The organism is Wukongibacter baidiensis (assembly GCF_050888315.1).
GTDB classification, from domain to species: domain Bacteria; phylum Bacillota; class Clostridia; order Peptostreptococcales; family Caminicellaceae; genus Wukongibacter; species Wukongibacter baidiensis.
In genome coordinates this window covers 5,117,355-5,130,527 of sequence record NZ_CP138202.1, presented here as the reverse complement: position 1 = coordinate 5,130,527, position 13,173 = coordinate 5,117,355, and the positions used below count along the sequence as shown (strand labels likewise).

Below are 13,173 nucleotides of genomic sequence, written 5' to 3'. Positions count from 1 at the left end.
TACCTAACTAACATTGATTATACATATTTCGAAGGAGGACTAATCATGAACTGCCATAATCCAGCCTCAGCAATAAATGCGCCAGAGAACGCAAAAAAAATTGTATTGGCAGGAAACCCAAATGTAGGTAAGTCTGTTTTCTTTAATTATTTGACAGGGCTATATGTAGATGTATCAAACTTTCCGGGAACTACTATTGATATTAGCTCAGGAAAACTAGATGGAGATGTTGTTATGGATACTCCAGGTGTGTATGGTGTATCCTCTTTTAATGACGAAGAAAGTGTTGCTAGGGACATAATACTTTATGCAGATATAATTCTAAATGTTGTAGATGCTGTTCATCTTGAAAGAGACTTATTTTTGACTCAACAAATCATAGATATGGGCAAGCCCGTTGTGGTTGCATTAAATATGATGGATGACGTAAGAAGAAACGGTCTTAAAATAGATATAGATCTATTATCGAAAGAGCTAGGCGTTGAAGTCATACCTACTACTGCAATTAAAGGTGAAAATTTAGACAAAGTAAAGGAAGCTATTTTTAGCGCTAAGCCTGGTAACAGAATTAAAGAAGTTAAAGAAATCATTGATACAGTTATAGGTATGGTTGATACTGAATCCGAGGCTCTCCTTTTAGCTGAGGAAGACGAGAATATAATTGAAAGACACCATATAAAAAATCACCAAGGTCAAAGAGAGCATATCTATAGACTTAGAAGAAGTAGAGTTGATGAAATAGTTGATAACATAGTTTCTGAAACCAGTGAGAATGCGTCATTTAAGACAAAGCTTGGAAGAATGATGCTTCAACCACTTACCGGTATCCCTATTTTACTTGCAGTACTATATGTTATGTATCAAGCTATCGGTGTATTTGTAGCTCAAACCGTAGTAGGTATAACCGAAGAAGTAATAATGGGAGAATACTATTATAACTTTGTGATGAGTACCCTTGGTAATGTATTGAATGATTCTAATTTAATAGGTCAATTACTAATTGGTGAATTTGGACTTATAACTATGGTTCCGGTATACATTCTTGGTCTTTTACTTCCACTAGTTGTTGGTTTTTACTTCTTCCTTTCCTTAATGGAAGATTCAGGATATTTGCCAAGAATTGCTGCATTGGTTGATAGAGCATTAACTTCACTAGGACTAAACGGTAGAGCTATTATCCCTATGATATTAGGATTTGGTTGTGTTACAATGGCCACAATCACTACTAGATTGTTAGGCTCTAAAAGGGAAAAGTTTATTGCCACAATGCTTCTAGGGTTAGCAATTCCTTGTTCGGCTCAGTTAGGTGTAATCATGGGATTAATTGCTCCCTTAGGATTAAAAGCTTTAATTATTTATTGTGCAACAATATTTATAGTATTCGTAATCACTGGAACATTGCTAAACAAATTAATGCCTGGCGAGTCTACTGATTTATTGATTGATTTGCCTCCACTTAGACTTCCTAGGTTAAGCAACGTGCTAAAGAAGACCTATATAAAATCTATTATGTTTCTGAAGGAAGCCGTTCCTTTATTCATTTTAGGTGGCGTAATAATTACCGTCTTACAATATACTGGCTTATTGGATGGCATAGCTGATTCACTTGCACCATTTACAGAAGGATTCTTAAAGCTACATCCTAAAGTAGCTCAAGCATTTATCATGGGTATAGTTAGAAGAGACTTTGGGGCTGCTGGTCTTAATGACCTTGCTACACAAGGATTACTTAATGGCCCACAGGTTATTGTGTCATTAGTAGCTATTACTCTATTTGTACCATGTATTGCGGCTATAATGGTTATTTTTAAGGAAAGAAGTTGGAAAGAATCAGCATTAATATATATCGGAAGCTTTATAATATCATTTTTGACAGCAGGGATATTAGCACAAATTATTTTATAAAATGAGCGTTTCAGAATGCCGAATTTCTGCGTTATTTGAAATTTCACCGACTTGGCACGTACGTCAGTACTAGCCAAACCGCCTGAATTTCAAAACCTTGAACTTCACTCATTCTGAAACGCCCAGGGGCTGTACTCATAGAAAAAATTTTATGAGTACAGCCCCTATCTTTTTTTGCGTCTGTTACGTTTATCTCTCTTGTCCGTGTATTTCTATATCAGTTTTCTCCACTATCCTATTGGCTTCATCAACAAATACTATATTAGGCTTTGCTGTTTTTGCTTCTTCCTGGGATAACCAACAGTATGCAATAATAATTACATTGTCACCTGGCTGCACCAATCTTGCAGCTGCGCCGTTTAAACATATAACTCCACTATCGGCAGCACCTTCAATAACATAGGTTTCAAGTCTAGCACCATTATTATTATTTACTATTTGAACCTTTTCTCCTGGAAGAATCCCAGCTGCATCTATTAGGCTCTTATCTATGGTTATACTACCTACATAATTTAAATTTGCTTGTGTAACCGTTGCTCTATGAATTTTACTTTTAAACATATTGACTAGCATTTTATACCTCCAACCTTACATTGTCTATTAGTCTTGTTCTTCCTATTTTCACTGCTAAAGCTATTAGAATACCGCCTTTTATTTCTTCAATTGCTTCTAAAGTCTTGTCGCAAACTATTTCTACATAATCAATATTAGATAATGGCTGACTGCTAATCTTATCAACAATAAGCTTACTCACCTTTGATGCATCTCTTTCTCCTTCTTTTATAACCTCCTGGGCACTAGATAATGCCTTAGAAAGTACAAGAGCTGCTTTTCTCTCATCATCACCCAAATAGGTATTTCTTGAGCTCATTGCAAGACCATCTTTTTCTCTTACAATGGGACATGGTACTATTTCAACATTCATGCACAGATCCCTAACCATTTGCTCAATTACAGCTACTTGCTGAGCATCTTTTTGTCCAAAGTATGCCCTATCTGGTGTTACTATATTAAGCAGCTTTGTTACAACTGTTGTGACTCCCCTAAAATGACCAGGTCTTGACGCACCACAGAGTTTTTTAGTGATATCTCCATCTGTATCAACATAGGTACTACATCCAGATGGATACATTTCTTCAACCGATGGCGAAAACACTATATCTGTTCCTGCATCTTCTACTAATTTACTATCTCTTTCTAAATCCCTAGGATATGATTCAAAATCTTCTCCTGGTCCAAATTGAGTTGGGTTCACAAAAATACTGACCACTACTAAATCATTCTCTGCCTTTGCTTTTTTCACAAGTGAAAGATGCCCTTCATGTAAATATCCCATAGTAGGAACAAAACCTATTGATTTTCCATTTCTTCGAGCTTCTTTAGTTATCAATCTAATGTCTTTTATTGTATTTAGTATTTTCATTGTTTTCCTCCTATCCAGCTATTTGTTAACGGCTAACTCTTTACTAATAAAGCTTTTCTAACACTTCTTCATCTATACTAAAGGTATGCTCCTTAGCAGGAAACACTCCACTGCGCATTTCTTTGATATATGACCTTGTAGATTCCTTAATAGCGTCACAAAGGTTTGAATACTGTTTTACAAACTTAGGTACGAAGTCTGTATACATACCTAGCATATCCTGAGTCACTAGAACCTGCCCATCACAGTATTTCCCTGCACCGATTCCTATAGTTGGTATTTCAAGCTTTTCACTAATTATCTTAGCTAAGCCTTCTGGAACACACTCCAAAACGATTGCAAAAACTCCCGCCTCTTGAAGCAATAATGCATCTTCGATTATTTTTCTAGCCTGTTCTTCGCTTTTCCCTTGAACCTTAAAGCCACCAAACATATTTATCGATTGAGGAGTAAGGCCAAGATGCCCTATAACAGGTATTTGAGCTTTCACAATCGCCCTGATCTTATCAATAACCTCTCTTCCACCCTCTAGCTTAACAGCATGAGCTCCACCTTCTTGAATAATTCTACCAGCGTTTCTAATGCTGTCCTCTATACTTATATGATATGATAGAAAAGGCATGTCTCCAACGACCATGGCTCTTTTAGCCCCTCTAGCAACAGCCTTACAATGATGTATCATATCGTCCACAGTTACCTTAAGTGTGTTCTCATATCCAAGCATAACCATTCCAAGGGAATCGCCTACAAGTAAGCTATCTACCTCTGCTTCATCTAGGAGCTTCGCCGTCGAATAATCATATGCCGTAAGCATAGATATTTTTTCACCCTTCTCCTTAGCCTTTAAAAATGAGCTAACAGTAAACTTTTTGTTTGCCATTCTATTCACCCCTTAAAATATTTTGTAGTTCTTTTATCTTTTCATAACTGTCTAATTTATCCTTCTTTGCTAAGCTTAAGGTCATATCACCCATTAGTTTGTAAAAATCTAATTTATCCTGGGTCATATTCCCAATAGACTCTACATGTTTTTCAATTGTATTTACATCGCCCCTTGCTATAGGGCCCGTCAAAGCTTTCTCTGTACCTAGTTCATGTATATTTTTCATAGTACCTTCAATAAGTGGATACATGGCCTTATATCCTTCTTTCCCGTCAATACCAATAGCCTCAAATAACGATAAGCCATAGTCCATAAGAGTTACAAAATAGTTTGATAAAACACAGGCTGTAGCATGATAAATGGTCTTCTGCTCTGAGCTTATGTTAAAAAATCCGTTTCCTGTAGTCTTCAAAATTTTCTCAACTACATCTATTTTCTCTTCATCTCCCTCTATACTAAAGACTGTATTAGGCAAATCCTGCACAGCCTTTTCTATATCTGCAAAAGCCTGCAATGGATGCACTGAATATGTAAAACATCCCGTTCTCTTTGCACTATCTAAAATCTTAGATGAAGCTGCGCCACTCATATGAATTACTACTTGTCCCCTCTTCAATAAATCATCTTGTACTAAATTGTCGCAAACTCTTTCAATTTCATCATCATTAGTCGTTATAAAGATAATATCTAATTTTCGAGTTAATTCTGAGGCTTCGTAATAGGCCCTACTATTTGTAAATGCCGCTGCCTTTTCAGAAGATTTTTGACTTCTACTATAATACCCCTCTACCTCAAAACCCTTATCGACCAGATACTTCCCAAATGCAGTTCCTACCTTTCCAGCACCAATAAATCCAATATTCATGCTTATCACATCCTTTAGGTTTAACCCGAGTTATTCATGAATAATTCGGGTTTAATTCTCACCTTAATAAGGATTTGGTTTTAACTTTCACTCTCAGCCTTCAACCTCTTCTCAATAAAAAAACTCTTTCTAAGTCTTATGTATAAATAGACATAGAAAGAGTGTATAGTCATAGTTAAACTAAGTAGATAGAACTCTTCTTAGTTTTTGGGGCTATCTCATAAAAATATCTCTTGAGTTGACCCCACAGGGTGTTTCAGAATGAATGAAGTTCAAATAACGCAGAAATTCATCATTCTGAGACACCCTATAAATAAGAAACCCTTCAGAGCATAAGCAAAGAAGGGTAGTTTTTCACTATCAATACCTTCTGTCTCGGTCCATCCCATAGGCTCAGAGCAGATAAATAACCTTATTAAGTTTTCACTTAAGAAAAATTATGGTATAGCTCGTAGCTACGATACTATCCAATTTCATTTTATCATAATGTATTGATTTGTACAAATTATTTCAAAATCATAACCTCTCCTAAAGGTTTATATAACTTAACATTCCTTCAATAAATTTCTTAACATTAATCTTTCCCTTATATTGAGATTTTTTCCTTATATAATCCATTTGCCTTCTTACCTCGGTAAAATCAAAAAGAGAAGTAGAATATTTTTCAAACTTAACATTTCCATAGTCCTCTATACCGATGCTAGCTATATTTTCCAGAGAAGATTGTATTACCCTTCTAACCCTTTGCTCTATAGCCTTAACCGATACGGCAGATTTCTTTTCATCCTTGTACCTCTTGTTTAGACTTTTATACAAATCACTTATCCTATAACTGTGAAACTTGCCTCCTGATTCCTTTCTCTGGTTAGCAAGCATCTCTATTATGTTCATCAAGTCGCTGCTACCCGATTCCCCCAAAATCCCAATATCAGAAAAGACCTTGGTTATTTCTTCCTTAACACTATCTTTCTCAATATTATTACTCTTATCACTAAATATCCTATAATTATTTTTTTCTAATGTTTTACCAATTAAAGATAGTGCCCTTTTATAATTTAAAGTTTCAATTGCCTTTTCAATTATAGATACTACCTCAATAACATTAATTGGTTTATTAATAAAGTACTCTATTCCGCTTTTATAGGCCTCTCCGATCATTTCCTTGGATGTTACCTCTGATATCATAATAAACTGGGTGTTTAAGTCTCTCTTTTTCATCTCGGTTACAATTTCTATTCCATCCACTAAAGGTAGTAAAAGATCTACTAAAGCTATGTCAGGTTGAAATTCTTCAATCTCTTCAATTGCTTTATTTCCCTCATCTGCTTCACCTACAACATATCCCAGGCGATAATTATCAATAATATTTGAAAGTATTCTTCTTATTCCTGGGTCATCATCTATTATATAAAAAGATGGCTTCATTTATCTTTCCTCCTTCGGAATAATGCTTCTAATAGGAATATATACACTAAAAGTACAACCTTGCATAACCTTCGAAGTGACTTCAATCTTTCCCCCAAAATAGTTATATACAATATGCTTTACATGGGTCAATCCTAAACCTGTAGACATCTTTCCAGTCTTTCTATCAAACTTCGTAGAAAATCCCGGTTCAAAAATAACGCCTATGTCTTCATCCTTTATACCCATGCCACTGTCAACAATCTTAAATACAATATATTCATCTTCTTTATACTGAGAGATCTTTATATTACCTTTATTTTCTATTGCATCTATACTATTGATTATAATATTATTTATCACCGATATAAGTTGATAATAGTCCTTTACCTGATAATTGCTTGTATAGTGAGTAAAAATGTTAATGTCTTTACCAATATCCTCAATATACCTTGTAGTATTGTCCCTAAGCATCTTAAAGATTGTAGATAATTTCATTGTATTTTCCCTTTTTTCCTGTGGGAGTAATCTTTCTATCCCAGATACAACCCTTTGATTGTCCTTTTTGATTTCATGTATATCTTTAGCAAGATTTAGTACTCTTCTTCTCAATTTGTTAGTGTAGTTTATGTCAATAACTTCCTTTATATCCTTTAACTCAGTATAGATAGAGTAGGATCTCTCCATAGCTTGCTCTATATCTTGCATATTTTTCTTTAGAAAGAATACTTCTGCCTTCATGTTTGCAGTAAAAAGGAGGAGATTTATATACCTTTTCTGATGCTCTTCCTTTAAAATAAACATGTTATAGGCTTTAATACTGGAATATAGTACAAAGGCAATCGTAGCCCTTAAAAAGCCTGCTGTAAAAATACTAGTTAAAATAATCTCTATTGAAGGTTTTGTAAACTCATGTCTTACAACTGCTTCGGCTACATTTGAAACTATGTCTGAAATACCTACTAAGAATATGAAGAAAATTGGTAGGTCTTTGTATTTTCTTATATTAAGCTGGTATAATGCAACACCAAAAATTAAATAAAATACTGCCGATGGAAGATGCTTTACGGCTATGTCCGATACATACAAAGTTTTACTCATACCAATAGCGTCAATTGTAAATCTAAAAATAAAAACTAGTACCGCAGTACAGCTTGTTGTCAGCAGAATTGGTATATCCTGAAACTTCAATAAGAGAAATGTTAAAATAGCTATTCCTATAGATAATCTAAAGTCTGAGTTAAATGGATTTATATAGACTTGTCCCATTAATGTAGTAATAATTGATACTAAAATAATTCGTTTAAAAGTATCCTTGCTCATATATATAACACTTCCCAATTTAGAAATAAAAAAAGTCTTCGATAAAATCTGATAATCTTCTACAAGATTAAATTCGACATGTTTTCATTTTTCCCTTTTCCTTCCTATAACTTTAATCTGAATATTTTATAAATAATCTATACATAATCCGGAATAATTTATAATTTCCTATGTACTATAAAAAAATCCTATTTATTCATAATATATAAATAAATAGGACTGCCTACAATCAATATCTCTAATGTCATTTTCTTTTACAGCTTTCCCTTATAATTAGCTCTGATGGAATAATAACTTTCTTTGGGATTGCTCTACCTTCATTAATTCTTTCCCTTATCAAGCCAACTGCAGTAACTCCCATAAACTCAGTATAAATTTTGACAGTACTTAAAGGTGGAACTAAATATTTTGATGTCGGTATATCATCAAAACCAATAATGCTTACATCATTTGGTAAGTTAATATTTGCTTCATGTAATGCTTTAATCGCACCGATCGCCATAGAATCACTAGCTATGAAAAATGCTGTAGGCAATCCACCTTTTTCAATTGCTTTTTTCATTAGACTATAGCCATCTTCCGATGTAAATCTACCAACATGCACATTATCAGGATTATATATGTTATTTTTTTTCATAAGTTCATAGTATGTTGTCTCTCTCTCATCTTCTATGGCTTTATTCTCCTTACCAATATACTCTCTGCCTCCAATGTACCCAATTTCTTGATGTCCAAGACTCATTAAATATTCTAGTACTTCTAAGACAGCTTTTCTAAAATCTATTACGATTGAGTCATATATCTTTTCATTTGGAGAAAAATCAACAAAAACGATATTTTTGGAATACTCTTTAAATACATCTACTTCCGCCTTAGAAAATTTGCCAATAGCTATGACTCCATCTAAGTCATTAAGCTCATTTGCAGCAAGATCATTATCGTTTTTAAAAATCGTTATTATCTCAATTTTTTTATTAAAGCACTCTTTCTCAATTCCCATTCTAATTGATAAATAATACGGGTCTTCTAGTTCTTGGATTTGAGAATACCAATGTATAAGTCCGATTTTCACTCTCTTTTCTGCTTCTTTAATTTTATTTCTTTGTTTACGAGTTTTATAGTTCAATTCTTCAGCTATCTCAAAAATTCTCTTCCTAGTACTCTCAGCTACAGAAAGACTGGCATCATAATTCAGCACACGTGATACAGTAGCAGGTGAAACCTTAGCTATATTCGCAATTTCTTTAATAGTTGCCATAGAATTCTTCCTTCCAAAATCAATTTTTACATTTTATTTAACCCGGATTATTATGGTCTATAATTCTGCCCCTAAAAAAATCCTTTGCTCTATTTATTATCATATCAAAAAAACTCGATTTTACAACTTTTTCGTCATTTAAACCCAGATTATTCGTGGAAAATTAGAAAGTACGCAACATAATTTTGATTCTCTATGATTAATATGAGTTAGATTATAGCAAAAGGTAGTCTTTTCTATATGTATGGAAAAATAACTACCTTTCGTTATTATAATGCTTGATTTATCTATTTTCTCTTAACATACTTACGGGAGTCTATAGCTACAGCAGTTATAATAATTAATCCCTTTATAATATATTGTAAGTAAGGGTTCACACCAATAAAGTTTAAGCCATATGCAATTACTTGGAATATTAGAACACCCGTCACTATCCCTGCTACAGTCCCAATTCCACCTGAGAAGGATAGCCCACCAACGATACAGGCTGAAATTGCATCGAGTTCATACATATTTCCTGTGTTATTTGTCGCAGTACCGATACGAGCAGCTTCCAATGCCCCACCTAAACCGTATAATAAACCTGCAAGTGTATAAACCATCAATATATACTTTACAACGTTTACACCAGAAACAATTGCTGCCTCTTCATTACCACCAATTGCAAAAATGTTTTTGCCAAAGGTAGTTTTATTCCACAGCACCCATATAATAATAGTTACAGCTATGGCATAGAGTACAATGAAGGGTATTGTAATACTTCCAAGCTCAAATGATCCTTGTGCAAAATCCATAAACTTTGGATCTAGCCCACCTATAGGTTGAGCTCCATAGGGTGGTCGGTCAAAATAAATTGAGGTAACACCATATACAATAATCATCATCCCTAATGTGGCAATAAAAGGATCAACCTTTAATTTCGACACAACAAACCCGTTTATTAGTCCAAAGAAGCCCGTTACAATCATAACCAGTAGTATTGGTAAAATAACAGGTAAATGAGGCAAATTAGGATACATCTTGTAGGCATAATCAGGGTGTTGTAAAAGTGATGCTGATATAACCGCCGCAAGACCTACTTGTCGACCCAAGGATAGGTCGGTTCCCTTTGCAACTATTATACCTCCAACGCCTAGAGCCATAATAACACGGGTTGATGCCTGGGATAATATATTTCTAAAATTCCTAATTGATACAAATTCAGGCGATACAGATATAATAATCACAAGTAGTCCAATAAGTACTAAAAAAATCGCATTATTCATCATCCATGTGAGAATATCTTTTCTACTTAAGTTTTTAGATCTTTTTGCTTTTCCATTGATATTTTCTTCGAACCTCGACATATCTACTCCTCCTAATCTATAGATATTTAGCCGACAATTTCAAGATCTCCTCTTGAGTTGCGTCCTTTGTATTCACTATACCTGCCAGCCTCCCATTACTCATAACTAAGATTCTATCGGTAATACCTAGTAATTCTGACATTTCGGAAGATACCATAATAACTCCCTTGTCCTTACTAGCTAAATCAATCATCAGCTGATATATTTCGAATTTTGCTCCTACATCAATACCACGTGTTGGCTCGTCAAGTAACAATATTTCTGGCTCAGTTAATAACCAACGTCCTATAATGACTTTTTGCTGATTTCCACCAGATAGTGAATTGATCATAGTTTTATGGGATGGGGTCTTCACACTCATACTGTTAATAACCCAATCGGTATCTTCTTTCATCAGTTTTTCATCTAGTAGTTTATTTCTTTTAACGTATTTATCTAAATTTGCAATAATAGAATTAAATCTAATATCTAAAATTGAAAATATACCAGTTGCACGTCTTTCCTCTGTCACGAGTGCGAATCCATTTTTGATCGCAATATTTGGATTTCTATTTTCAATCTCCTTATTATGCAAAAATATACTTCCCGATTCTACATGTCTAGCTCCAAAAATCGACTCAACCAACTCAGTTCTCTTCGCTCCAACTAACCCGGCGATACCTAATATCTCACCTTTTCGTAGCTTGAAGGATATATCTTTAATCGAAGGCTGATATGTTGCAGTTAAGTTTTTTACTTCTAAAATAACCTCTCCCGGTGTATTTGTCTTTGGTGGAAAACGATGGCTCAAGTCACGTCCAACCATTAAGTTTATAATTTCCTCCGTTGTTACATTATTGGCATTTCTAGTGGCTATCCATTGTCCATCACGTAATATGGTTACTTCGTCGGCAATTTTCTTGATTTCCTCCATTTTATGGGATATATATATGATTCCTACACCCCTATCCTTTAGCGCTTGTATTATTCTGAATAGATGACTAACTTCTTTTTCCGTTAATGAAGATGTAGGTTCGTCCATTACAATTATTTTTGAATCATATGAAACAGCCTTTGCGATCTCTACCATCTGACTTTCCGATACAGGTAAATCTGCAACCTTGCTTCGAGGGTCCAAGGAAATATCCAGTTCTTTAAAAATCTTTAAAGTATCATTAAACATTTTCTCTTCATCAATAAATAGGCCCTTTTTAGGAAAACGGCCCAACCAAATATTGTCCATTATTCTTGTTGTTTGAACTTGATTTAACTCTTGATGTACCATTGAAACACCGCAATCTAATGCTTGCCTGGATGAACTAAATTCTACTTCTTTTCCTTCAAGTAAAACCTTTCCTTCATCCTTTGCATAAATGCCAAATAGGCACTTCATCAATGTTGATTTCCCAGCACCATTTTCTCCCATTAGAGCATGGACGCTTCCCCTTCTTACCTTTAACTTTACTTTATCTAGTGCCTTGACACCTGGGAACTCTTTAGATATATCAATCATTTCAAGTAAAGTATTATCTACATTCATACTCATCATAAACAAGCCCCCTTTCTTTTTTAATAACTATCCTACTTGCTAATTTAGGTCTACTTTTATTCTAAATATAAAGATGCATGATGCATTTCTAATGCACCATGCATCTTTTAATATCGGTCTATCTGTTATTTATAGCTATCCTTAGCAATCTGAATATTTTCCTTTGTAATCGCTAGGTATGGTACACGAACAGCTTTTTTATCATCAAGCTTCCACTCAGTTCCTTCTAAAACATCCTTACCCTTTGCAACATTCAGTGCTAAGTCTAGTGAAGCTTTCCCTTGGTTAGCAGCGTCATTAAGTACACTACCTACTAAGGTTCCTTCTTCAATTTGAGTAAGTGCATCTGGTATTGCGTCTACACCAACAACAGGCATAAATTTATCTCCATTGAAATAACCTTCAGCCTTCAATGAGTTGATAGCTCCTAATGCCATTGCATCATTGTTTGCAATGACATACTCAATAGCATCTCCATGCTTTGCAAGCCATGCGTCCATTAACTCTTTACCTTTAACGGAATCCCACATTCCTGTTTGAAGTTCTAATTCTTCAACATCAATTCCAGCTTTCTTAATTTCTTCTACGGCAAATTTAGTACGTGCTTCTGCATCAGGATGGCCTGGTTCACCTTTTAACAAAACGTATTGTATCTTTCCATCACCGTTTTTGTCCCAAGCACCATTCGCCTTCCAAGTATCTACGATTATTTTACCTTGAAGAATCCCAGATTCTTCAGAAGCAGTTCCTACATACCAAGCCTTATCATAAGAAGCTAAAGCATCTGCACTTGGTTCTTTGTTGAAAAATACTATTGGCATATCCGCTTCCTTTGCTTTAGAAATAATAGTAGGTGCAGCTTGTGGATCAACTAAGTTGATAGCCAAAGCCTTAACTCCCTTTGAAATCATCATATCAACTTGCTCATTCTGAGTAGCCTGATTGTTTTGTGAATCATTTAATATTAGTTCTGCTTTTCCATCAGCATTTTTTTCAATGGAACGACGTACAAATGACATGAAGTTGTCATCAAACTTGTAGATTGTTACACCAATTTTAGGTGTTTCTGATCCATCTCCTCCACCAGTGCTTTTAGTTGAGCTACATGCTGCTAAAGAAACTACTAACAAGAGTGCAAGAAGTAAAGCTGACAATCTTTTCATTTACAAGTCCCCCTCAATTTAGTTTTCTAATAGATTTGTGAAAACGTTTTGTACCTTTAATTCATTCTAGTAAAT

Annotated in this window: 11 protein-coding genes; 1 reads left to right on the top strand and 10 read right to left on the bottom strand. The window is 34.5% G+C overall.

The genetic code is table 11. The features are described from left to right. Window positions 1–45: 45 nt before the first annotated feature. Window positions 46–1,905: a ferrous iron transport protein B gene (gene feoB, locus R9X47_RS23140; protein ID WP_432663452.1), complete on the top strand. Its 1,860-nt coding sequence runs from the start codon at window positions 46–48 to the stop codon at window positions 1,903–1,905. A 189-nt stretch (window positions 1,906–2,094) separates the two neighbouring features. On the opposite strand, the gene panD is transcribed toward feoB, so the two are convergent. The 10 genes from panD to mglB form a co-directional block, all read right to left on the bottom strand. Beyond that, on the bottom strand, window positions 2,095–2,478 hold the full coding sequence (gene panD, locus R9X47_RS23135; RefSeq protein ID WP_432663451.1) for an aspartate 1-decarboxylase: 384 nt from the start codon (window positions 2,476–2,478) through the stop codon (window positions 2,095–2,097). A 1-nt stretch (window position 2,479) separates the two neighbouring features. Then, window positions 2,480–3,328 (bottom strand): pantoate--beta-alanine ligase, encoded by an 849-nt coding sequence (panC, locus tag R9X47_RS23130; protein WP_432663450.1) that lies wholly within the window; start codon window positions 3,326–3,328, stop codon window positions 2,480–2,482. 43 nt (window positions 3,329–3,371) lie between these two features. After that, window positions 3,372–4,208, bottom strand: a complete 837-nt coding sequence (panB, locus tag R9X47_RS23125) for a 3-methyl-2-oxobutanoate hydroxymethyltransferase (protein WP_432663449.1) — start codon at window positions 4,206–4,208, stop codon at window positions 3,372–3,374. A gap of 1 nt (window position 4,209) precedes the next feature. After that, window positions 4,210–5,076, bottom strand: a complete 867-nt coding sequence (locus tag R9X47_RS23120) for a Rossmann-like and DUF2520 domain-containing protein (protein ID WP_432663448.1) — start codon at window positions 5,074–5,076, stop codon at window positions 4,210–4,212. Window positions 5,077–5,604: 528 nt separating this feature from the next. Then, window positions 5,605–6,501 carry a response regulator gene (locus tag R9X47_RS23115; RefSeq protein WP_432663447.1) on the bottom strand — a complete coding sequence of 299 codons (897 nt, stop codon included), beginning with the start codon at window positions 6,499–6,501 and terminating at the stop codon, window positions 5,605–5,607. Beyond that, window positions 6,502–7,803: an ATP-binding protein gene (locus R9X47_RS23110; protein WP_432663446.1), complete on the bottom strand. Its 1,302-nt coding sequence runs from the start codon at window positions 7,801–7,803 to the stop codon at window positions 6,502–6,504. A 244-nt stretch (window positions 7,804–8,047) separates the two neighbouring features. Then, window positions 8,048–9,061 (bottom strand): LacI family DNA-binding transcriptional regulator, encoded by a 1,014-nt coding sequence (locus R9X47_RS23105; protein WP_432663445.1) that lies wholly within the window; start codon window positions 9,059–9,061, stop codon window positions 8,048–8,050. 287 nt (window positions 9,062–9,348) lie between these two features. Then, window positions 9,349–10,407, bottom strand: coding sequence for a galactose/methyl galactoside ABC transporter permease MglC (mglC, locus tag R9X47_RS23100; protein ID WP_432663444.1), 1,059 nt, complete (start codon window positions 10,405–10,407; stop codon window positions 9,349–9,351). Between the two features lie 16 nt (window positions 10,408–10,423). Further along, complete coding sequence (mglA, locus tag R9X47_RS23095) at window positions 10,424–11,926, bottom strand: galactose/methyl galactoside ABC transporter ATP-binding protein MglA (RefSeq protein ID WP_432667684.1); 1,503 nt, start codon at window positions 11,924–11,926, stop codon at window positions 10,424–10,426. A 134-nt stretch (window positions 11,927–12,060) separates the two neighbouring features. Continuing rightward, window positions 12,061–13,098, bottom strand: coding sequence for a galactose/glucose ABC transporter substrate-binding protein MglB (gene mglB, locus R9X47_RS23090; RefSeq protein WP_432663443.1), 1,038 nt, complete (start codon window positions 13,096–13,098; stop codon window positions 12,061–12,063). Window positions 13,099–13,173 lie beyond the last annotated feature (75 nt).

Coding starts and splice junctions, on each gene's coding strand:
- feoB (WP_432663452.1), top strand. CDS start 46: ATGAACTGCCATAATCCAGCCTCAGCAATAAATGCGCCAGAGAACGCA.
- R9X47_RS23120 (WP_432663448.1), bottom strand. CDS start 5,076: ATGAATATTGGATTTATTGGTGCTGGAAAGGTAGGAACTGCATTTGGG.
- panD (WP_432663451.1), bottom strand. CDS start 2,478: ATGCTAGTCAATATGTTTAAAAGTAAAATTCATAGAGCAACGGTTACA.
- mglA (WP_432667684.1), bottom strand. CDS start 11,926: ATGAATGTAGATAATACTTTACTTGAAATGATTGATATATCTAAAGAG.
- R9X47_RS23105 (WP_432663445.1), bottom strand. CDS start 9,061: ATGGCAACTATTAAAGAAATTGCGAATATAGCTAAGGTTTCACCTGCT.
- panC (WP_432663450.1), bottom strand. CDS start 3,328: ATGAAAATACTAAATACAATAAAAGACATTAGATTGATAACTAAAGAA.
- R9X47_RS23115 (WP_432663447.1), bottom strand. CDS start 6,501: ATGAAGCCATCTTTTTATATAATAGATGATGACCCAGGAATAAGAAGA.
- mglB (WP_432663443.1), bottom strand. CDS start 13,098: ATGAAAAGATTGTCAGCTTTACTTCTTGCACTCTTGTTAGTAGTTTCT.
- panB (WP_432663449.1), bottom strand. CDS start 4,208: ATGGCAAACAAAAAGTTTACTGTTAGCTCATTTTTAAAGGCTAAGGAG.
- mglC (WP_432663444.1), bottom strand. CDS start 10,407: ATGTCGAGGTTCGAAGAAAATATCAATGGAAAAGCAAAAAGATCTAAA.
- R9X47_RS23110 (WP_432663446.1), bottom strand. CDS start 7,803: ATGAGCAAGGATACTTTTAAACGAATTATTTTAGTATCAATTATTACT.